Here is a 19,514-nt window from a genome sequence, read left to right as displayed (position 1 = left end):
GTTCGAGGCGCTGCTGGCGCATGTAGGCGACCAGGGAGCGCGCCCACCCGGCGATGTACCGCAGGGCTGTCGGCCCTGCGGCTGCTGCGCCGTGAGCCGGAGCGGGCGGCACGGGCCCGCGCGGTGGCCGGCGAACTGCACGCACGCCTGACCGCCGCGGGTCTGGAAGCGGTGCGTCCGGACGCAGCGGTGGTCTCGGTGCGGGCGCCCTCCCCCGAGGGCGCCGTGCGCTGGGCGGCGCAGTGCCGCGCGGCGGGCCTGGCCGTGGGGTGCTTCCGGCCCCCTTCCGTGCCGGACGGCATCTCACGGCTCAGGCTGACCGCACGCGCGGACCTGACCGCTCAGCAGATCGAACGCGCTGTACGACTGATCGGCGAGACGCGGCCATGAGTCGGCGTGACACGGCCGTGCGTCGCACGATGACGGCCTGATCGAACGCGGTTACATGCGCTCCACCCCGGCCGCGAACGCCGCCCAGCTCCCCGGAGAGAAGAGCAGCGCGGGTCCGGCCGGGTCCTTGGAGTCGCGCACGGCGAGCAGCTCGGCCCAGGGCGGGGCATCCGGACACGCGGTCTCGACGCAGTTGTTCGCACCGGTGCTGTAGCTGCTGCGCAACCACCGCACACCGTGCAGTTCGATGCTTGAGGGGACGTGACGAGGCAGTGCACGCATGGTGCCTCCTTACGCGCCGCCGGCTGTCCCGGCGATGAAATCCAACGAGTCCTCGGGCGAAAGGGCGTGGATCTGAAGGGCGTTGAAGGCCTCCGTGTAGGCCTGGAGGTCTTCTTTCCGTTCGAGGTAGAGGCTACTCGTCAAGTGGTCGAGAACAACCACATCCAGATCAGAAGTGCTCGAAAATGAGAAGATTACGAAAGGGCCGGTGACGCCGATGTGCGCCCCGGCGGCGAACGGCAATACCTGGAGGCGCACTTGGGGCAGCCGGGCCGCCTCGACCAGCCGTTCCAACTGGCGGGCCATGACCCCGGGGCCGCCCACCTCCCGGCGCAGCACCGCCTCGTCCAGGACGGCACTGAGTTCCAGCGGGGGATCCGCGCGCAGCACGTCCTGTCGGGCCAGCCGCACCTCGACCAGCGTGTCGAGCCGGTCCTCGGGAAGTCCCTCCACCGCGGCCCTCGTCACCGCACGCGCGTACTCGGGCGTCTGGAGCAGGCCCGGGACGACGGTGGTCTCCAGCGTGCGCATGGCGCCGGCCTGCGACTCCAGGCTGATGAAGTCCCGGTAGGTCGGCGGCAGCACCCCCCGGTAGGCGTGCCACCAGTGGTGCCGGCCGCCGCTGTCGTCGGACCCTGCCAACACCATGAGCAGTTCGCGAAGTTGGGAGTCTGCCACACCGTAGGCGTCGAGAAGTAACCGTACATCGGCCGGTTTCACCCCGCTCGTGCCCGTCTCGATCCGGCTGACCTTGGACTGGTGCCAGTCCACCAGCCGGGCCGCCTCACCGCTCGTGAGCCCCGCAGAGGTGCGCAGCGCACGCAGTTCGGCGCCCAGTTTCCGGCGGCGCACCGCGGGACCGTGCTGCATGGGCTCCTCCTTACTCCTTCCGAGCCACCCAAATACGGTCTCGCGTCGCAGAGTTCACCGCTTTGAGCGACAGATATATGCATCTCTTGGTGGATCGCCGCCCTTCAGGGGTGTTCTGGTGGCAGTCTGGCGACGAAGCACCAGTCCGGGACCGTACTCGAACCATCCGCTCCGTGTCGGACTCCGGTCCCGTGGGAAAGGACGACGTCGCCATGGCAGACCATCTGGAAGCATCCGTCACTCTGCCGAGCGATTCCGCCTCGGTCTCCGCAGCGCGTGCCTACGTGGTGGGCACGCTGGCGGAGTGGGGCCTGCCGGCGGACACGGAAGTGTCCGACACCGTCCGGCTCATCATCTCCGAACTCGCCACCAACGCCGTCCAGCACACCTTCGGTCAGTCGCCGACGTTCACCGTGGACGTCGAGCTGGACCGTGACGAGCATCTGCGCGTCGGTGTCACGGACAGCCACCCACGCTTCCCCAGACGCCTGCCGGCCGCCGTCCAGCAGGACAACGGCCGTGGCCTGGTCATCATCCGCTGGCTGACCGCGGAGTGCGGCGGCAGGCTCCGTATCCGCCCCACGCGCGAGGGCGGCAAGACCATCTCGATCGAACTTCCCTGGGTCGTCCCGGTCCAGCCGGTGGCGACCGCGGTGCAGCAGGAGCCGTAGTCACACGCAGCAGGACCCGAAAGGCATGTCCAGTGGGTCCCCCTCGGTCCCCCCCCGGCCCGCGCGACCCACATCCGGGCCGTCCCCACGGCCCTGACGCCCCCTCTTGCCTCCCGCCCCCGTCGGAGACCGCGGCCCTCACCGGCGCCGCGCCGACACCTCCCGGTGCGCTGCCGCCCCTCGAAGCCCTGACGGCTGCCCGACGGTGTGCCGCAGCGGTGCGGGGATCCCGACGTCGCCCCGGGCTGTTTCCTCCTCGGTGGTCTCCCCGGTGCCCCCCGCCTCCTCACGCGGCCCCGCCCGCCGCACCAGCCGCGGGAGCAGCCCCCACAGGCCCACGCAGACCAGGAAGGTCGCGGCGCCCGCGGCGATACCGCCGGTCCGGCCCGTGGTCACGTCGACCACCAGCAGCACCGAACCGCTGAACGCGAACACCAGCACGCTCAGGCCGGTGGTGGCCAGGCGCGAGGAGACCTGCACGATGCGGGGTTTGGCGCCCTGCTGGAAGAGGGAGCGGTGCAGCGCGGCCGGAGCGGTGAAGAGGGCGGCGGCCAGCACCGCCAGCAGCAGCGTGCTGACGTAGGTGACGCGCTGGACCGTGTCGAGGTCCTCGAAGCGCGGGGTGAAGGCCAGCGACAGCAGGAAGGCGAAGAGGATCTGCACGCCCGTCTGGGTGACGCGGAGTTCCTGGAGCAGCTCGACGAAGTTGCGGTCGGCGCGTTGCAGCGGCGTCTCGTTGCGCGCGGTGCAGGGGCGGTGCTCGGCCATGGTGGCACGGGTATCCACATGAGCCCGTTTCACGCTCCGGCGTGCGGCGGCGCGTCAAGGAGGCCGCCGCACGCCGGGCGGATCACTTCACGCGTCCGTACCAGACACTCTTGGTCCAGATCTTCTGCAGTCGCACCACGTCCCCGCTCTTCGGGGAGTGCCAGAGCTTGTTCTTACCCGCGTAGATACCGACGTGGTACACGTTGCTGCCCGAGTGGAAGAACACCAGGTCTCCCGCCTTGCGGTTCCTGGCGGAGATGTGGTGCGTCTTGTTGTACTGCTGGGCAGCCGTGCGCGGGAGCTTCTTGCCGGCCTTCTTGAATGAGTAGAGCGTGAGCCCGGAGCAGTCGAACCGGTGCGGGCCGGTGGCTCCGTACCTGTAGGGCGAACCCTTCTTGGAGGCCGCGATCTGGAGTGCCTTGGTCGCCGGTGTGGCCGCCGCGGCCTCGGATGCGAAGCCCGGCGCCACGATGGAGCCGCCCACCGCGGCGATGGTGAGCGCCGAGGCGGTGCCGGCCCGGGCCATGAGCGACGGGACACGATTGAGCGCAGTCATGCGCAACCCTTCGTCAGCCGCCTGTGAAGGATGACCTGTCGGATTCGGGCTGACAAAGTTGCCCGGCCGCTGACGCGGCTTCACCCCAAGGGCTGCTCGGGTCCGGTCATGGCGTGACCGTCCCGGCGACCCGTCGTGCTCGGGTCCTCCACTCCTGCCGATCCACTCCTGTCGACCGGTCATCCGGGCGGCGGCAGGACTCGGCGTCCGCCCGGATCGCCCCGCCACAGCGGCGGGGGCTTGTCGTCGAAAGGGATCTTGGCTCATGCCTGTCCGGATTTCCCAACGGAACCGGGGATTTGTGTTGTTACTCACCACTCACCCGTTCGTGTGGACACGTGTGCGTTCGAGCCACTGTCCACGGGTTCGCGGAGCTCCGGACCAGCGACGGAATGCCCTATTTCGTCCACTGGCTACGCGCGTTGCGCAACCGGAACGGTCCCAAAATCTGTTTCCCACCTACTCCGAACAGGGGTACGTCTTTTGGTCCGTTTCAACTCAGCCCCGGACGCGTCGCCGGCGGCGCGTGCGTCCGGACCGGCGGTACCGCGTCAACTGACGGACTCCGGGGGCAGGGTAAGCCGGGCGGTGCGCCGCTCACCGTCCAGTACCCGCAGTGCCCGGGCCGGCGTGTCGGCGTGCAGCTCCGTCTCGCCCCGCCGGTGCATCAGGGCCAGCGCGTCACGCAGTGCGGTCGCCTTGCCCACCAGGGCCCGGGCGGTGCGCAGTCCGCGGTAGGTGTCGCCGTCCTGGGCCGGGTTGATGCGGCCGAGCAGGTCGATGACGTCGAGATAACGGTCGATCAGTTCCGCCTCGGCGCGCGTCAGGGCTGGCAGTGGTGGCAGTTCGGGCGGGAGCACCGGTGCCTCATCGGCCGGTCGGCGGTGCCAGGGTGGCCTTGCGGCTGGGGATGATCCCGTCCACCAGGCCGTACTCCACCGCCTCCTGGGCGGTGAGGATCTTGTCCCGCTCGATGTCCGCGCTCACCTGCTCCCGGGTGCGGCCCGTGTGCAGCGCGAGCATCTCCTCCATCCGGCTCCGGATGCGCGTCAACTCGTCGGCCTGGATCGTGCTCGGGTTCATCGCGCAGCTGTCCCTCTTCGGACCCGCCCCGGTCGAGGTCCTCCGGGACGGTCTGCGGGCACTGACGGGCATGCGTGCCGGGGACACCGGTGGATCACAGCTCGGTTAACGTGCCCGAAACGCGGCGCAATTAGCCTGCCGATCCACGCCACCTGGCACTTTGCCCCGTGGCCGCGGCGACCGGGCCCCGCACGGCCCGGAGTGACGACTGTGAGGTGGGACGTGCAACTGACCCCGCACGAGCAAGAACGGCTGCTGATCCACGTAGCGGCCGACGTGGCCGAGAAGCGCCGGGCCCGCGGGCTGAAGCTCAACCACCCCGAGGCGGTCGCGCTCATCACCTCGCACATCCTCGAGGGCGCCCGGGACGGCCGTACCGTCGCCGAACTCATGTCCTCCGGGCGCAAGCTCCTGACCAGGGACGATGTCATGGAGGGCATCCCGGAGATGATCCACGACGTCCAGGTCGAAGCCACTTTCCCGGACGGCACCAAGCTCGTCACCGTCCACGACCCGATCGTCTGACGGGGAGCCGCCGTGATTCCCGGAGAGATCCTCTTCGCCGACGGGCCGATTGCCTACAACGAGGGCCGCGAGGTCGTCCGCCTCACCGTCCTCAACGCCGCCGACCGGCCCGTCCAGGTCGGCTCCCACTACCACTTCGCCGAGGCCAACCCCGGCCTGGAGTTCGACCGCGCCGCAGCGCGCGGCAGGCGGCTCAACGTCGCCGCCGGCACGGCCGTGCGCTTCGAGCCCGGGATCCCCGTCGACGTCGAACTCGTGCCGCTGGCCGGGGCCCGTGTGGTGCCCGGTCTGCGCGGGGAGACCGGAGGTGCCCTCGATGCCTGAGATCTCGCGTGCCGCGTACGCCGACCTGTTCGGTCCGACGACCGGCGACCGGATCCGCCTCGCCGACACCGACCTGCTGGTCGAGATCGAGGAGGACCGCTCCGGCGGCCCGGGACTCGCCGGTGACGAGGCGGTCTTCGGCGGCGGCAAGGTCATCCGCGAGTCCATGGGCCAGGCGCGGGCCACGCGGGCGGACGGCACGCCGGACACCGTGATCACCGGTGCGGTGATCATCGACCACTGGGGGATCGTCAAGGCCGACGTCGGCATCCGCGACGGCCGGATCACCGGCATCGGCAAGGCCGGCAACCCCGACACCATGGACGGCGTCCACCCGGACCTGGTCATCGGCCCGGAGACCGAGATCATCGCCGGCAACGGGCGGATCCTCACGGCGGGCGCGATCGACGCGCACGTCCACTTCATCTGCCCGCAGATCGCCGACGAGGCGCTCTCCTCGGGTATCACGACCCTCGTCGGCGGCGGCACGGGCCCCGCGGAGGGGTCCAAGGCCACCACCGTGACCCCCGGCCCCTGGCATCTCGCCCGGATGCTGGAGGCGATGGAGGCCTTTCCGCTCAACATCGGCCTGCTCGGCAAGGGCAACACCGTCTCCCACGAGGCGATGCTGTCCCAGATCCGCGGCGGCGCACTCGGCCTGAAGCTGCACGAGGACTGGGGCTCCACCCCGGCCGTCATCGACGCCTCGCTGACCGTCGCCGAACGGACCGGCATCCAGGTCGCCATCCACACCGACACCCTCAACGAGGCCGGATTCGTGGGCGACACCCTGGCCGCGATCGCCGGACGGGGCATCCACGCGTACCACACCGAGGGCGCCGGCGGCGGGCACGCGCCGGACATCATGACCGTGGTCTCCGAGTCGTACGTGCTGCCCAGCTCCACCAACCCGACCAGGCCGTTCACCGTCAACACCGCCGAGGAACACCTCGACATGCTGATGGTGTGCCACCACCTCAACCCGGCGGTGCCGGAGGACCTGGCCTTCGCCGAGTCCCGGATCCGTCCCTCCACGATCGGGGCGGAGGACGTGCTGCACGACCTGGGCGCGATCTCGATCATCTCCTCCGACTCCCAGGCCATGGGACGCGTCGGCGAGGTCGTCATGCGCACCTGGCAGACCGCGCACGTGATGAAGCGACGGCGGGGCGCGCTGCCCGGGGACGGACGGGCCGACAACCGCCGGGTACGCCGCTATGTCGCCAAGTACACGATCAACCCGGCGCTCGCCCAGGGCCTCGCCGGGGAGGTCGGGTCGGTGGAGAGCGGCAAGCTGGCCGACCTGGTGCTCTGGGAGCCTGCGTTCTTCGGCGTGAAGCCGCAGCTCGTCATCAAGGGCGGGCAGATCGCGTACGCGCAGATGGGCGACGCGAACGCCTCGATCCCCACTCCGCAGCCGATCCTGCCGCGGCCGATGTACGGGGCCATCGGGCGGGCACCGGCCTCCAACTCCGTCAACTTCGTCGCGCCCCTGGCCGTCGAGGCGGGTCTGCCGGAGCGGCTGGGGCTCGGCAAGCGGTTCGCCGCGATCGAGTCGACGCGCGGGGTCACCAAGGCCGACATGCGCGAGAACGACGCCCGGCCCGAGGTCCGGGTCGATCCTGACAGCTTCGCCGTGCACATCGACGGGGAGCTGGTCGAGGCGGTGCCGGCGGCCGAACTGCCCATGGCCCAGCGGTACTTCCTGTTCTGAGGGTGGTCTGATGTCGCGTGCAGCGCTTCTCGTCCTGGCCGACGGGCGGTTTCCCGCCGGAGGACATGCGCACTCCGGCGGTGCCGAGGCGGCGGTCAAGGCCGGGCGGATCAGTGGGGCGGCGAGCCTGCGGGAGTTCTGCCGTGGGCGGTTGCACACGGCGGGGCTGACGGCGGCGGGGCTGTCCGCGGCCGCGGCGCTCGGGATCGATCCGGTCGCGCTGGACCGAGCCGCGGACGCGCGGACGCCGTCCCCCGCGCTGCGGGTCGCCGCGCGGAAGCTGGGACGGCAACTGCTGCGGGCCGCCCGTGCGACCTGGCCGTCCGCCGAACTGGACGCGCTCGGTGAGGAGTTCCCCAAGGGGGCCCACCAGCCCGTGGTGCTGGGCCTGGCGGCCCGGGCGGCGGGGCTGGGGCCGGTGGACGCGGCGTACTGCGCGGCGTACGAGAGCGTGAGCGGGCCGGCGTCGGCGACCGTGCGGTTGCTGAGTCTGGATCCGTTCGACGCGACGCGGGTGCTGGCCCGCCTGGCGCCGGAGGTGGACCGGGTCGCGGACCGGGCGGTGGAGACGGCCCGGACGGCGGTCGACGAGGGGGTCGACGTCCTGCCGGCGGGATCGGCGCCGTTGCTGGAGCTCGGGGCGGAGGTGCATGCGGCATGGCCAGTACGCCTGTTCGCGTCATAAGGGCGCTCGGGTAACCCACTCCGGGGCGCGGGGCCGTGTTCGATATGCGCTCCGCCGCGTGAGCGCGGCCGGCCCTCGCCCATCCGCACCCGACACGAGTACAAGGAGCCGCACATGCACCTCGAACACCACCGTGACACCTCCGCCGCCCTCGGTGCGGACGCCCACCGCCCCGACGGCACCCGCAGAGCGCTCCGCATCGGACTCGGCGGCCCCGTCGGATCCGGGAAGACCGCCACCGTCGCCGCGCTCTGCCGGGCGCTCAGGGACCAGCTGGCACTCGCCGTCGTCACCAACGACATCTACACGCGCGAGGACGCCGAGTTCCTGCTCCGCGAGGCCGTGCTGCCGCCGGAGCGGATCACCGCCGTGGAGACGGGTGCCTGCCCGCACACCGCGATCCGCGACGACATCTCCGCGAACCTGGAGGCGGTGGAGGACCTGGAGGACGCGGTCGGGCCGCTGGATCTGGTGCTCGTGGAGTCCGGCGGGGACAACCTCACCGCGACCTTCTCCAAGGGGCTCGTCGACGCGCAGATCTTCGTGATCGACGTGGCCGGGGGCGACGACATCCCGCGCAAGGGCGGACCGGGTGTGACCACCGCCGACCTGCTCGTCGTCAACAAGACCGACCTCGCCCCGTACGTCGGCTCCGACCTCGACCGGATGGCCGCCGACGCCAAGGCGCAGCGTGCCGAACTGCCGGTCGTCTTCCAGTCGTTGCGGAGCGAGGCCGGAGTGGCGGATGTCGCCGCGTGGGTGCGTGCGCAGCTCGCCGCGTGGACCGCGTGAACGTGCGTACCGGTGCCGGGGTGCGGTCCCTCGCACGGATCGTCGCCCGGGACGACGGGCGCGGCGGGACCTCGCTGCCCGTGCTGGAGAGCGACGGACCCATGGCGCTGCGGCGCACCCGGGCCACCGGCTCCGAGGCCCGGGTGATGCTGGTCGGCGCGATGAGCGGGCCGCTCGGCGGTGACCACTTCACCGTGGAAGGACGGGTGGAGGAGGGGGCGCGGCTGTCCGTCGGGTCGGCCGCCGCCACCATCGCGCTGCCCGGGCAGGTGAAGGGCGAAGCCCGCTACGACGTCCGGTTCGAGGTCGCCGGTCATGGCGAACTGCACTGGATGCCGGAGCAGTTGATCTCCGCCCAGGGCAGTGACCTGTACGTCACCACCCGCGTCGAGCTCGCACCCACCGCCCGGCTCGTGCTGCGCGAGGAACAGGTGCTCGGACGCGCCGGCGAGGAACCCGGGCGTCTCGCGAGCCGTCTGACCGTGCGGATCGCCGGGCAGGCCGTGCTCGACCAGGAACTGACCTGTGGGCCCGGTGCGCCGGGCGGCTGGGACGGGCCCGCCGTCCTGGCGGGGCATCGGGCCGTCGGACAACTGGTCGTCGTACGCCCGGAGTTCGCCGCCGAGCCGGTGGCCGCGACGGTGCTGGGGGAGGGCGCCTCGGTCGTGCCGCTCGCCGGGCCCGCCGCACTGGTGACCGCGGTGGCGCCGGACGCCCTCAGGCTGCGGCGGCTGCTCGACGAGGCGTTGGCGTCGCTCCCGCGGGAGTAGTTGTCCGTAGAGCAGCACGCTCTCTCCGTTTATCGGATTGGCAAAGAAGGGCGTCCGGCCCTGTTGTCAGGGACCTCACAACCGGGAGGATCCCCCGTACTGATCGCAACGAGGTACGGGGAGGTCCCCCTTGAGGGGTTCGAGACCTAAGAAGCGGGTGGCGGCGCTCGGTTCGGCCGGCGCGCTCGTCACGGCCACGCTGCTCGCCGGCGCCGTCGCGGCGCCCACCGCGAACGCGAGCGCGGGCAGCGGCCACGGCCAGGGCCGGGAGGCCCGCGGCGCCGCGATCGCCGCCGCCCGGGCCGCGAAGGCCGGCATCGACTGGCAGGACTGCCCCGCAGACTGGAACCTGGCCAAGCCGATCCAGTGCGGGTACGTCACCGTGCCGCTCGACTACGCCAAGCCCTACGGCAAGCAGATCAAGCTCGCCGTCGACCGCATCGGCAACACGGGCACGAAGGACGAGCGGCAGGGCGCGCTCGTCTACAACCCCGGCGGCCCCGGCGGCTCCGGGCTGCGCTTCCCCGCCCGGGTCACCAGCAAGAACGCCGTCTGGGCCAACGCGGCCAAGGCCTATGACTTCGTGGGCTTCGACCCGCGCGGTGTCGGCAAGTCCGCGCCCATCTCCTGCGTCGACCCGCAGGAGTTCGTCAAGGCACCCAAGGCCGACCCGGTGCCCGACTCCGAGGCAGACAAGCTCGTCCAGCGCAAGCTGGCCCGCGCGTACGCCGAGGGCTGCCAGGAGCGCAGCGGCGCGATGCTGCCGCACATGACCACGCCGAACACCGCGCGCGACCTCGACGTCATCCGCGCCGCCCTCGGCGAGAAGAAGCTCAACTTCCTCGGCGTCTCCTACGGCACTTACCTGGGCGCCGTCTACGGCACGCTCTTCCCCGGCCACGTGCGCCGCATGGTCGTCGACAGCGTCGTCAACCCCTCCAGGGACAAGATCTGGTACCAGGCCAACCTGGACCAGGACGTCGCGTTCGAGGGCCGCTGGAAGGACTGGCAGGACTGGGTCGCCCAGAACGACGCGACCTACCACCTGGGCACCACCCGCGCCGCCGTCCAGGCGAAGTGGCTGGAGCTGCGTGCCACCGCGAAGAAGAACCCGATCGGCGGGGTCGTCGGCCCGGCCGAGCTCATCTCCTTCTTCCAGAGCGCCCCGTACTACGACTCCACCTGGGCGCCGGTCGCGTCGGTCTTCAGCAAGTACGTCGCCGGCGACACCCAGGCGCTCGTCGACGCCGCCGCCCCGGATCTGTCCGACACGGCGGGCAACGCGTCCTCGGAGAACGGCAACGCCGTCTACACCGCCGTCGAGTGCGCCGACGCCAAGTGGCCCACCAGCTGGCGCAAGTGGGACCGGGACAACACCCGGCTCCACACGGACCACCCGTTCATGACCTGGGCCAACGCCTGGCGGATCGTTCACCTACGTCATCAACCTGGAAGATGCCCTGATAGCCGCCTGACCAGGCGAAACGCGGAACCAGACATGACGAAGCCCCCGCGCTCCATATAGGAGCCGGGGGCTTCAGCACTTTTCGCGGACCTAGGACAGGCCCTTCCGAGACTTGCGCACCTGCTCTTCAGCGATGGCGCGCTCCCTCTCCAGGTCCTCGAAGCCGCCCATCAGGTCCAACCGGAACTGGCCAGTCGGCGACGTGAGGTCGAGGTCGTCCCACTCCACGACGTGCACCGCGACGCCGTGCTTCCGCGCCACCTCCGTGAGCGTGACCACCTTTACTGCATGCCGGCTGTAGCGGTTGTGCTTGCTGGCCACCACCGCGTCGTACTTTCCGGCGGCGATGTCGTTCAGCAGATCGAGGAAAAGGTCGTTCTGGCCGACCGAGCGGTAGACATGTGCGATCTCCATGCCCCGCGTTTCCGCCCAGTCCCAGCACTCGAACTGCTGCAAGTCCTGGGCCACCGGATTACCGGCCCTCGCCACTCTGGTGTAAACCGCCACCCGCGGACTTTCGCTCACGCCGTCCCCCCGATCATTCATCCGCCTGTCCGTTCTCCATGGCGGTCAGAACGTCGGCCAAACCGGATTCCGTCAGCGCCATGGTGACCACCACAGCCTCTCCCTGCGGATTCATGTACGACAACGTCGCAGTAGGAGTCCAGGAGTCACTGCTATCCACGCTCTCTCCCCTCATGGACTGAAAGCCTGCCACACCGCTGTGACAGACCGGGCGCTCACGCCGGCACGAAACCGACGCTCAGGCGCCACCACTCACCGCCGCCCGGAGTGATCCGCCGGCTGATGTCTTCCGGGCCGAATGCCTCCATCTCCGGGAGGAACCACACCGCCAGCGTCCCACCCGTAACGAGGGTCAGAGACGACCACTGACGGATGGGACCGCTGGGCGGCAGCGCGACGTGGTCGACGCCGCCATCGGCCAGGAACGTCACCGTGACCCGCCCATCTCGCTCGATCGTCCACCGCGCCTGCGAGTCTTTCGCCCGAGCGAACTCGCCTCGCGGTGCGAAGTGGTGGCGCCTGAGAAACGTGTTGATCTCCTCGCGGGAATCCTGGCCCGTGCTTACGAGTGCAAGCGCCGGCTGCAACCCTCCGTCCGCCTCAGGCGCCCCCGTCGGTACTGCGGCCGTGGCAGGGACACCGTTCATGGAGACCACAGGGACAAGCCGCTGGGGCCTACGCTTCTTGCTCACCGGCCGGCCTCATCCTGCTTGCGCACCCACTCCATGTGCGCGTCGGCGACCCGCGCCTTCCACGACTGCCACGCCTCGTACGTGGGCAGCGTCTCGGGGACGCTCTCGCCGATCAGCGACCTGGCGAACTCACCCAGGACGATGTCTGGGACACCGCTGGTGTACCAGCCGTAGTGGCGTCCACCGCGGATGGTGGTCTGCGATGCCGAGTCCTCCTCCAGCACCTGCCGGATGAATCGGGGGTCCGGAGCGAAGCGCCAAGACTGCTCCACCATGACCCGGATCGTGCCCAGCTCCTCGTCGGTCAGCCGAAGTCCCGGCTTCCGGTCGGTCATGCTCTCTCCTCTCAGGGAAAAGGAGCCTGCCAGAGACCACTGACAGGCTCCTCGACTGCTCAGACCGATCAGCCCTCGGTCTTCCTCAGCCGCGCTATCTCTTCCAACCGCGCCAACTCGTCCGGGGCGAACGGCAGCCGACAGTCGTCGTTACCGCAGCAAGGGATCTTGCCGAATCGGCACCCCGTGTTGAGGAACAAGATCGAGTCCTCGCATTCGATGCACAGCCCCTCTGTGAGGTCTTCCAGGCGTTCCCGACGCTGGCATCCCAGGCACACTGGGTTCGATGGGTTGGCCCGGTCCCACTCCCTGCCAGCCTTCATGCTGGCCAGGGCCTCTCGGATTCCGTCGCCGCTTTCCTCTTCCATCGCCTCTCCTCTCGCTCCACAACTGCTCAGGCCGACTAGTTCTAGGACTCCTTCAGGTCCCGCAGCTCACGGCTGAGTCCGGCGCCGAGCTTCACGAACTCGGTTACCTCCTCCAGCCGCGGGCGACGGGCCTTCTTGCCCTTGGCGGGCTTCGTCGGCGGGCGGTACACCTCGGCGTCCTGCGGGTTGCTGTCGGCGTACGACACGGTGTGCAGCACCTGCGTGAGGTACCTGCGCAGCCACGTCGCCAGCCGAGTGATGTCCTTCTCCGCCAGGTCGTCGCTGAAGTGGAAACCGCTCACCGTACGCGCGACTGCGTCAGCGACGGTGGTGGACTGCTTGCCCAGCGGCACAGTGCACCGCAGGGTTTGAAGCACCAGCCCTTCGGGGGTCGCGATGTACCCGACGAACATCACGCCCAGGTCCTCGAACCTGTCGTCCTTCGTGGAGCACAGGAGCTGCCCGTTGTCCCACCGCCCGAACGTGTAGGCGACGAAGGGGATCCCGATCTTTTCCCTGTAGTACTGCGTGTCCTCGTCCGAGAAGTCCGGGGTGGTGAGGACGATGAGGGGATTCCTGTACTCCAGGCTTCTTACCGCAGCCGTCGGCAGTTCAGCCGGCGACTCCGAGAGGCTGGCCAGCAGGTACTCGTCCATCGCGAGAACCGCCTTGCCGCCCCTCCACAACTCGTGAATCGCGGCGTCGCGGCCCATTGCCGCCATCTCGCGGCGGTCATCCGGACGGGTCGGGATGAGACCATCCGGAACCTGCTTGATGCCAGCCATCACGTACGGCACCAGATCGCGCAGCGCCGGGTACCTGCTCACACCCCCCTGGATGTGCGCCGCCATGGCCTTGACCATCTCTCTGGTCAGTTCCAGCGTCTTCTTGTCGGTGCGCTGTTCCATTCCTGCTCTCTCCTCTCAAAACAGCAGAGGGCCCCGCCGGACCACCCGGCGGGACCCTTTCTCTGCTGCACTGTGGGCTACTAGCCCTAGCTCGCCTCCTCGGAGGCGAAGATGGTGGGGGCCTCCGGGAGAAGAGGTGTGGTGACCGGAGGCCCCTGGTGCCCGGGCGGGGGATCGAACCCCGCTGCTGCCTCCTCGGACAAATCCGGGGCCGGGCGGTGGTGCTAGTGGGATCCGGCCCTCGAAGCGGTGAGCTTGGCCATTTCCGTGTGGTGATTGTCGTTGGCTCGCGTCAGGCCCTCGTCCAGCTCCTTGAGGACCTGCTCACCGTTCGGAGCCGTGCGGCTCAGCCGCTTGACCGCGATCTCGTACTCGCCGAGGCGCCGCTCCAGCCGCGCGATCTCCAGCCTCAGCTCCTCGGCGTCGGCCTTACCCACGCCGTACTCCTGCTCGTAGCGCTTGATCAACGTCGAGCAGACCCTGCACTCCTTCGCCGGGAACTCCTCCAGCTCGGAGTGGATCCGGCAGTTGCCGTCCGCGTCGACCGGCCAGGCGTGACGGTGTTCCAGCCAGTCGTTGTAGTCCATGCCGGTCAGTCCGAGGAACTCGTGCTGCTCGGTCGGCTGTGCCTCCCACTGCTCGCGCAGTCGCTCCATGAACCCCTGGTGGCTCGCCCTGTTGACGTTGCGAGCCGTCTCGTCCTGCATTACTTCCTCCTTGACGCCGCACGGCGGCAGGGGAAGTCAGCGAAGGACACCTCTGCGAGCCATGCGGATCTCTCTCCTCACGACTGCGACAGAGGTTTACTGCCGCATGGTGCCCTGGCCGGGATTCGAACCCGGCTACGCCCTCAGGGCTGCTCTGTGCCCAGAACTTCTTGGATGGTGGTCAGCTCCTTCTCCAGGCGCTTGCGCACTGAACCCATTTCCTCGTCGAGCTGGTGGCGGCGGCGAAGGACAACAGCCAGCTTCTCCGACAGCTCCTTCTCCTCCGCCGCCAGCTTGGCATCCTGCGCCTTGAGGTCCTCCAGGCGCTCCCGAGCGATGGTGGCAGGTGTGCGGGGGCCGGCTGACTTTTTGGTGCGCGCTTGCTTGGCGACCTGTTCCTGTACGCGCCGGTACTTATCGAACTCCGCGGTGACGAAGTACTTCGTCGTCACCGACCCGCGCTTGATCATGACCAGCTCGGGGAAGCTCGCGTGCCGGCGGATCCAACTGCTCACCGTGTGCGGCTGCACGTCCGCGCGCTTGGCCAGCTCGTTGACGGAGGACAGCTCGTCCTCTCGACCCTGAAATTCGGGCCTGAGCCACTCGACCTGCTCTTCCACAGCGTTCCTTTCACCGACGGTGTCTGGCTAACCTATCGCCGGGTGCGTGTTCTCTCCTCTCACCAACTGACTGCCATCGTCAGACCCCGAGCATCGCCTCGGGATGACCTCCTTCGGAGGTTTCGGCTTGTTGGTGTGGTCGCCAGCTACTCGAAGGGCACGATGATGCCCTCGGCTTCGGCGCCGAACCTGTCCGCGTTGACCAGGGTCGGCGGGAACCACTTCACCTTGCGGAGCGACTTGGCGACCCCGTACAGGACGGTGTGCGGGTGGCCTCGACGCACATGGGGAAGGAGCGACCTGCCTGTGCTGGGCCCCAGCGCCCGCAGGCGCTCGATACCAGCGTTGAAACGACGGATCGCCGGGCCCAGGCGCCAGCCCAGTCGAAGGACGCGGGTCTGACGCTTGGGCTTGCTGCCCTTCTTTACCCGAGTCGCGTGAGCCGGGGCGGATGCCTCTTCAGCATCGGGGTTGTCGCAGCACGCGTAGAGCATGTGCGATACGGCGATCAGAGCCGCCTCCGACAGGAACCGCTTCAGCGCTGTCTCGTCGTTGGGAGTCGCGTAACCGTCGTGCGTCCCGTGGAAGATGCCGATCTCACCGATGATCTGCCCAACGGTGGTCTTGCCGTCTCGACGGGGAACCTTCAGTTCGACGAACCCTCGGCGCTTGTCCTTGCCGGACTTCGGCAGAACATCGACGATCATGACGACCAGGTACGGCGTCTCGTCGTCCTCCAGGTCCACGTGCATCGTGCTGGCCACAGAGTTCATTGACGGCCGGCACGTGACGAGGAACCCGCGGACAGCGACGTCCTCCCCGGATGGCATCGTCCGGATGTGGGGCTCGCGGAAGACGAACACCGGATCCGGGTGGGGGAGGCGCTTGAGCACCTCGCCCGGAAACTCGGCATCCAGCTCCATGTCGACGAGGCTGGCTCCGAAGTCGGGGTTGACGTCGTAGACGACCCGAGTCCTCCTCCAGATCTTCGCGGCCCCGACCATGCAGGCCGAGGACAGCATCGACTCGAACCAGAGCATGTCCGAACGGGACTCCGGGAGCCGGGCCTCGTCGATCTCCTGCCCGAGCACCAACCGGACCAACTCGCTCGCGCCCTTCCGGCGCAGGCGGTCTTCGTGATGCCGGGTGATGGAGTCGACCAGACCCTCCCCGAGCGCAACGCCAGACATCCAGTTCGGCATGCGCACATCTGAAGAACTCAACGCTCTCTCCTCTCAACGCTGACGGCTGCCGTCGTCAGGCCGCGAGCACCACCCCGCGACGACCCCCTTCCAGGGGTTTCGGCTTGTCGTAGCTCGGATCAGTCGCTGTACGAGCCCCCTTCGCCCTCCCACACGCAGATCTGGGGACGAAGTGCCGCCTTCTGGCGTTCTGCTCGTCGCTTGCGCTGAGATCGCTTCTGCTTGGTCGGGCTACCGACCCGCTCGACCTTCGCTGCATTCGACGGTGATGGCCGACTTCTGGTCAGGTGGAAGACACCTTGGCCGCACCCGTCGAAGCACAGCGTGACGTACATAGGCACACCGCCCAGGGCTTCCTTCCGCCCGGCTGCGCGATTAGCCGATCGCCAGTCGTACGCTTTCTTGGCACAGTCTCTTCGCGCCCCCTCCTTGCCCATGTGCTCTCTCCTCTCAGCACTGACGTGCGCATTGGCTGCCTTCATCAGGCCGTGGGCACCACCCCACGACGACTCCTCCCGGAGTTTCGGCTGCGTTGGATTGGTCAGAGGTCGACACCGATGCAGTGCCAGGGACCTCCATCGATCGACCGGTACAGCTCGCGCGACTTGCGGACCACGCCCTTGTAGATCCAGGACCGGTGAACCACCCTGATCCGGAACCCCTTCACACGCGCCGCCCGTACTGCTCGAAGTGGTCGCGCTCGTGTCCGGGGCAGAAGTCAGAGTCCTCGCCCTTGGGGAAGATGCAGAACTCGGACCACGGCAGACCGTAGGCGGACTGGTAGCCGCACTGGTCCTCCTTCACCTGCTCCTCGCCGTGCACCACCGGAGCTTCGACCGGCTCCGTTTCGCCGGCGAGGAGGGCACGCCACGCCTTGGTCAGCGCCGGACCGTCCTCATTGCCGCGGAGCGAGTAGAACCCGAAGAAGACCAGGTCCTCGACGCCTCCCTTAACACCGAACGCCAACTCACCGAGCGCGTACTCGTAACCCTCGCCCTCCGCCTCTTCGGCGTAGACCTGGCCGAGGACGCAGAAGTACCCGTGGTCGATGTCGAGCAGGTCCCGGTTGATGCGCTCGCGCCAGCCCTCCGGACCGCGCAGGCTCAGGAACTCGAACCCGTTGGACGCGCGCTGCTCCACGGATATCGCTTCAACACTCACGTGCTCTCTCCTCTCAAAGCTGACTGCGCAGTTGGCTGCCTTCGTCAGGCCACGGGCACCACCCCGTGACGACCTCCCTCGGAGGTTTCGGCATGTTGGACCAGTCGTTCTACTCGGTCGGCGGCACGGCCAAGAGCACGCTGGTGGCTGCCTCGGCGAGCGTGTCGCAGAGGTCGTTGAATCCGGCGTCGTACTCGGCCACCTTCTTCTCGTACTCCTCGCGGAGGTCAGCGCGGATGTCGCCGTCCTCGTCCCGGAACTGGTCGCGAGTCTCGACCCACTCCGCCCGGAACTTCATGTACTCGTCCCTCGCCGTTGCGAGTGCGGCCAGCCGCGCAGCGAAGTCCTCCCCGCCTGTGAAGACGGGCCGGACCTCCGTAGTGACCTTGTCGACGATCAGGCTGTTCAAGGGCGAGGTCGGGTCATACTCCGGCTCCCACCGCTCGGCGAGCTGGTACCGGATGTCCCGCACTGCGGCCGTCGTCAGGGCCGCCAGGTCCGCCGAAGCGTCCACGCTCAGCTCCACTGAGCCGGCGAACTGCGTGTGGACCGTCTTGACACCATCATTCATGGGCTCTCTCCTCTCGAACACTGACTTCAGCGGCTGCCTTCATCAGGCCGTGGGCACCACCCCACGACGACCTCCTCTCAGGAGGTTTCGGCTTGTCGGACTACTTGCTGGCGAGGACCTTGGCCTCGATCTTGGCGAGGTACTCAGATGCGTTGGCGGCCAGGTCCTGCTTGACCTTGACCTCGTGGGCGACGCCCGCCCGGAACGCCGCCATGAGGTAGCGGATCAGCTCGGGGGAGCGGGGGATGTCCATCCGGTCGGGCAGGTACAGGTCGTTGGTGGGTGGCAGGACCCCCAGGCGCGTGAACGCCTCGATCAGGGACCACTGCCAACCCGCGTCCCTGGACGTCGGGCACAGACCCAGCTCCATGTCCCCGGTCATCACGAAGCAGACCGGGAGGTCGGCGATCAACTCCGCCGCCTCGTCCCACTCGATGTCGAGTGCGTCGGAGATCGAGAAGTAGCTGTTCTCGACGGGCTGCTTGTCGCGGCTGAAGTTGGTGTAGTGCTGCCGCCAGTCGTTCAGAGCGACCTCGTGGGTGTAGACGTCCCACGGGTCGTCGAACTCGCCCACAAAGTGGACGTGCCGGCCGGCCAGCCCTTTCAACTCCTCGACGGGGATCCGGTCAGGCTCGGGTATGTACGACCACGCCCAGCTACCGCCCCCGATGTCGTACAGACCATCCGGGTCGGGGTCGACCACGGTCACCCACTTCGAGGGGCCATCGGAGCCCAGCGTGAACTGCCAGGACACCAACAGCACCAGGGCGGACCTCTGCACCGCCGGCTCACCTTCCTTGGCGAACCGGTTCGCAGTGGCCTGATCGACGACGTGAACCGTCTCCCAGTCGACACCGTGCTCGCGGTTCATGGCCTGCGTGTACTCGGCGACCGTGCGAATCTGGTCCAGATTGAACCGGGGCCGCAGGAAGTTGTTCCACCTGTCGCCCAGATCGGCCGTCGCTTCGAAGATCGGCGAGTCGTCGAGCTGGACCCGTACAGGCTGCATTGCCATAACTCTCTCCTCTCAGAACTGACTTCAGCGGCTGCCGTCATCAGGCCGTGGGCACCACCCCACGACGACGCCTCCCGGCGTTTCGGCTGGTTGATCGGACTACTTCTGGGAGACGTCGCCGTCCTCCGCCTGGGCGGTCTCCCCGATGTTCAGCTGGTGGATCGCCTGCACGAGGTCTGTGTCCTCGCGGGAGTCGTCGCTGTACATCAGATGCTCGTTGATTTCGGACTCGATGTCCCCGAGCACCTGGCGGACCGCGTCCTCCATCGTGCGGGCCCTGCCTTCGCAGTCGACCAGTGCGACATCCACCACGATCGTGCCCGTGAAGTGGATGGTGACCTTTTCCACGGGGACCGTGAACTCGGCGGTCTCGTTGCCCATGTGTTCTCTCCTCTCAGAACTGACTTGAGCGGCTGCCGTCGTCAGGCCACGGGCACCACCCCGTGACGACTCCCTTCGGGAGTTTCGGCATGTTGGAACTGGGGGTCAGGCGACAATCTCGCCCAGACCCTTGA

Annotated in this window: 26 protein-coding genes, 7 other RNA genes, 2 pseudogenes and 1 riboswitch; of the genes and pseudogenes, 10 read left to right on the top strand and 25 right to left on the bottom strand. The window is 68.6% G+C overall.

Annotation, left to right across the window (positions count from 1 at the left end):
- A partial coding sequence (locus ABZ281_RS07760; RefSeq protein ID WP_356653146.1) for an aminotransferase class I/II-fold pyridoxal phosphate-dependent enzyme occupies positions 1 to 390 on the top strand: 390 nt, incomplete at its 5' end.
- Between the two features lie 51 nt (positions 391 to 441).
- Here ABZ281_RS07760 and ABZ281_RS07755 read toward each other — a convergent pair.
- Both ABZ281_RS07755 and ABZ281_RS07750 read right to left on the bottom strand, forming a co-directional pair.
- A complete protein-coding gene (locus tag ABZ281_RS07755) occupies positions 442 to 672 on the bottom strand; it encodes a DUF397 domain-containing protein (RefSeq protein ID WP_356653144.1) in 231 nt (76 codons plus the stop codon).
- Positions 673 to 681: 9 nt separating this feature from the next.
- On the bottom strand, positions 682 to 1,542 hold the full coding sequence (locus ABZ281_RS07750; protein ID WP_356653142.1) for a helix-turn-helix transcriptional regulator: 861 nt from the start codon (positions 1,540 to 1,542) through the stop codon (positions 682 to 684).
- A 212-nt stretch (positions 1,543 to 1,754) separates the two neighbouring features.
- Here ABZ281_RS07750 and ABZ281_RS07745 point away from each other — a divergent pair, with 212 nt between their 5' ends.
- Positions 1,755 to 2,213 (top strand): ATP-binding protein, encoded by a 459-nt coding sequence (locus ABZ281_RS07745; protein WP_356653140.1) that lies wholly within the window; start codon positions 1,755 to 1,757, stop codon positions 2,211 to 2,213.
- Between the two features lie 138 nt (positions 2,214 to 2,351).
- Here the strand turns inward: ABZ281_RS07745 and ABZ281_RS07740 are convergent, their stop codons facing one another.
- The 4 genes from ABZ281_RS07740 to ABZ281_RS07725 form a co-directional block, all read right to left on the bottom strand.
- A complete protein-coding gene (locus ABZ281_RS07740) occupies positions 2,352 to 2,981 on the bottom strand; it encodes a DUF6328 family protein (protein WP_356653138.1) in 630 nt (209 codons plus the stop codon).
- Between the two features lie 82 nt (positions 2,982 to 3,063).
- Positions 3,064 to 3,537, bottom strand: a complete 474-nt coding sequence (locus tag ABZ281_RS07735; RefSeq protein WP_356653136.1) for a C40 family peptidase — start codon at positions 3,535 to 3,537, stop codon at positions 3,064 to 3,066.
- Between the two features lie 3 nt (positions 3,538 to 3,540).
- Positions 3,541 to 3,753: riboswitch (cyclic di-AMP (ydaO/yuaA leader) on the bottom strand.
- A 335-nt stretch (positions 3,754 to 4,088) separates the two neighbouring features.
- A complete protein-coding gene (locus ABZ281_RS07730; RefSeq protein ID WP_356653134.1) occupies positions 4,089 to 4,397 on the bottom strand; it encodes a hypothetical protein in 309 nt (102 codons plus the stop codon).
- A 7-nt stretch (positions 4,398 to 4,404) separates the two neighbouring features.
- Complete coding sequence (locus tag ABZ281_RS07725) at positions 4,405 to 4,560, bottom strand: ATP-dependent Clp protease proteolytic subunit (RefSeq protein ID WP_356653147.1); 156 nt, start codon at positions 4,558 to 4,560, stop codon at positions 4,405 to 4,407.
- Positions 4,561 to 4,606: 46 nt separating this feature from the next.
- On the opposite strand from ABZ281_RS07725, the pseudogene ABZ281_RS07720 reads away from it, so the two are divergent.
- From ABZ281_RS07720 to ABZ281_RS07685, 8 genes and pseudogenes are all read left to right on the top strand, one after another.
- Positions 4,607 to 4,729: pseudogene (locus tag ABZ281_RS07720) on the top strand (TetR/AcrR family transcriptional regulator); the annotation flags it as partial.
- A 113-nt stretch (positions 4,730 to 4,842) separates the two neighbouring features.
- A complete protein-coding gene (locus ABZ281_RS07715) occupies positions 4,843 to 5,145 on the top strand; it encodes an urease subunit gamma (protein WP_010988499.1) in 303 nt (100 codons plus the stop codon).
- Between the two features lie 12 nt (positions 5,146 to 5,157).
- A complete protein-coding gene (locus ABZ281_RS07710) occupies positions 5,158 to 5,469 on the top strand; it encodes an urease subunit beta (protein ID WP_097215330.1) in 312 nt (103 codons plus the stop codon).
- A complete protein-coding gene (locus tag ABZ281_RS07705) occupies positions 5,462 to 7,183 on the top strand; it encodes an urease subunit alpha (protein ID WP_356653132.1) in 1,722 nt (573 codons plus the stop codon). Before ABZ281_RS07710 ends, ABZ281_RS07705 begins: the two co-directional genes overlap by 8 nt.
- Before the next feature lie 10 nt (positions 7,184 to 7,193).
- Positions 7,194 to 7,868: an urease accessory UreF family protein gene (locus ABZ281_RS07700; protein WP_356653130.1), complete on the top strand. Its 675-nt coding sequence runs from the start codon at positions 7,194 to 7,196 to the stop codon at positions 7,866 to 7,868.
- Between the two features lie 114 nt (positions 7,869 to 7,982).
- Positions 7,983 to 8,660 (top strand): urease accessory protein UreG, encoded by a 678-nt coding sequence (ureG, locus tag ABZ281_RS07695; RefSeq protein ID WP_356653128.1) that lies wholly within the window; start codon positions 7,983 to 7,985, stop codon positions 8,658 to 8,660.
- Positions 8,657 to 9,430, top strand: a complete 774-nt coding sequence (locus tag ABZ281_RS07690; protein WP_356653126.1) for an urease accessory protein UreD — start codon at positions 8,657 to 8,659, stop codon at positions 9,428 to 9,430. The genes ureG and ABZ281_RS07690 overlap by 4 nt, the downstream gene beginning before the upstream one ends.
- Before the next feature lie 130 nt (positions 9,431 to 9,560).
- Positions 9,561 to 10,853, top strand: a pseudogene (locus ABZ281_RS07685) (alpha/beta fold hydrolase); the annotation flags it as partial.
- A gap of 132 nt (positions 10,854 to 10,985) precedes the next feature.
- Here the strand turns inward: ABZ281_RS07685 and ABZ281_RS07680 are convergent.
- The 19 genes from ABZ281_RS07680 to ABZ281_RS07590 all read right to left on the bottom strand — a co-directional run bounded on the left by ABZ281_RS07680 (position 10,986) and on the right by ABZ281_RS07590 (position 19,470).
- Positions 10,986 to 11,441: a recombinase family protein gene (locus ABZ281_RS07680; RefSeq protein ID WP_356653124.1), complete on the bottom strand. Its 456-nt coding sequence runs from the start codon at positions 11,439 to 11,441 to the stop codon at positions 10,986 to 10,988.
- A gap of 194 nt (positions 11,442 to 11,635) precedes the next feature.
- Positions 11,636 to 11,851, bottom strand: a complete 216-nt coding sequence (locus ABZ281_RS07675) for a hypothetical protein (RefSeq protein ID WP_356653122.1) — start codon at positions 11,849 to 11,851, stop codon at positions 11,636 to 11,638.
- A 257-nt stretch (positions 11,852 to 12,108) separates the two neighbouring features.
- A complete protein-coding gene (locus ABZ281_RS07670; RefSeq protein ID WP_356653120.1) occupies positions 12,109 to 12,447 on the bottom strand; it encodes a hypothetical protein in 339 nt (112 codons plus the stop codon).
- Positions 12,448 to 12,515: 68 nt separating this feature from the next.
- The gene (locus tag ABZ281_RS07665; RefSeq protein WP_356653118.1) at positions 12,516 to 12,815 is read right to left on the bottom strand and encodes a hypothetical protein; all 300 of its coding nucleotides are present in this window, start codon (positions 12,813 to 12,815) and stop codon (positions 12,516 to 12,518) included.
- A 41-nt stretch (positions 12,816 to 12,856) separates the two neighbouring features.
- Positions 12,857 to 13,723, bottom strand: coding sequence for a hypothetical protein (locus tag ABZ281_RS07660; RefSeq protein WP_356653116.1), 867 nt, complete (start codon positions 13,721 to 13,723; stop codon positions 12,857 to 12,859).
- Between the two features lie 224 nt (positions 13,724 to 13,947).
- A complete protein-coding gene (locus ABZ281_RS07655; protein ID WP_356653114.1) occupies positions 13,948 to 14,430 on the bottom strand; it encodes a hypothetical protein in 483 nt (160 codons plus the stop codon).
- A gap of 143 nt (positions 14,431 to 14,573) precedes the next feature.
- Positions 14,574 to 15,050, bottom strand: coding sequence for a hypothetical protein (locus ABZ281_RS07650; RefSeq protein ID WP_356653113.1), 477 nt, complete (start codon positions 15,048 to 15,050; stop codon positions 14,574 to 14,576).
- 64 nt (positions 15,051 to 15,114) lie between these two features.
- An RNA gene (locus tag ABZ281_RS07645) (hammerhead ribozyme type II) lies at positions 15,115 to 15,178 on the bottom strand.
- 18 nt (positions 15,179 to 15,196) lie between these two features.
- On the bottom strand, positions 15,197 to 16,240 hold the full coding sequence (locus ABZ281_RS07640; protein WP_356653111.1) for a hypothetical protein: 1,044 nt from the start codon (positions 16,238 to 16,240) through the stop codon (positions 15,197 to 15,199).
- A gap of 52 nt (positions 16,241 to 16,292) precedes the next feature.
- Positions 16,293 to 16,357: hammerhead ribozyme type II (locus tag ABZ281_RS07635), an RNA gene on the bottom strand.
- A gap of 361 nt (positions 16,358 to 16,718) precedes the next feature.
- Positions 16,719 to 16,781: hammerhead ribozyme type II (locus ABZ281_RS07630), an RNA gene on the bottom strand.
- Positions 16,782 to 16,915: 134 nt separating this feature from the next.
- On the bottom strand, positions 16,916 to 17,413 hold the full coding sequence (locus tag ABZ281_RS07625) for a hypothetical protein (RefSeq protein ID WP_356653109.1): 498 nt from the start codon (positions 17,411 to 17,413) through the stop codon (positions 16,916 to 16,918).
- A gap of 29 nt (positions 17,414 to 17,442) precedes the next feature.
- An RNA gene (locus ABZ281_RS07620) (hammerhead ribozyme type II) lies at positions 17,443 to 17,506 on the bottom strand.
- Positions 17,507 to 17,522: 16 nt separating this feature from the next.
- Positions 17,523 to 17,984, bottom strand: a complete 462-nt coding sequence (locus tag ABZ281_RS07615; protein WP_356653107.1) for a hypothetical protein — start codon at positions 17,982 to 17,984, stop codon at positions 17,523 to 17,525.
- Between the two features lie 27 nt (positions 17,985 to 18,011).
- An RNA gene (locus ABZ281_RS07610) (hammerhead ribozyme type II) lies at positions 18,012 to 18,077 on the bottom strand.
- 7 nt (positions 18,078 to 18,084) lie between these two features.
- Positions 18,085 to 18,999: a hypothetical protein gene (locus tag ABZ281_RS07605; RefSeq protein ID WP_356653105.1), complete on the bottom strand. Its 915-nt coding sequence runs from the start codon at positions 18,997 to 18,999 to the stop codon at positions 18,085 to 18,087.
- Between the two features lie 25 nt (positions 19,000 to 19,024).
- Positions 19,025 to 19,087: hammerhead ribozyme type II (locus ABZ281_RS07600), an RNA gene on the bottom strand.
- Positions 19,088 to 19,098: 11 nt separating this feature from the next.
- Positions 19,099 to 19,380: a hypothetical protein gene (locus ABZ281_RS07595; protein WP_356653103.1), complete on the bottom strand. Its 282-nt coding sequence runs from the start codon at positions 19,378 to 19,380 to the stop codon at positions 19,099 to 19,101.
- Positions 19,381 to 19,406: 26 nt separating this feature from the next.
- Positions 19,407 to 19,470, bottom strand: an RNA gene (locus ABZ281_RS07590) — hammerhead ribozyme type II.
- Between the last annotated feature and the right edge of the window lie 44 nt (positions 19,471 to 19,514).

This window comes from Streptomyces sp. NPDC006265 (assembly GCF_040613555.1).
Lineage (GTDB): Bacteria > Actinomycetota > Actinomycetes > Streptomycetales > Streptomycetaceae > Streptomyces.
This window is presented reverse-complemented; position numbering and strand designations above follow the sequence as displayed.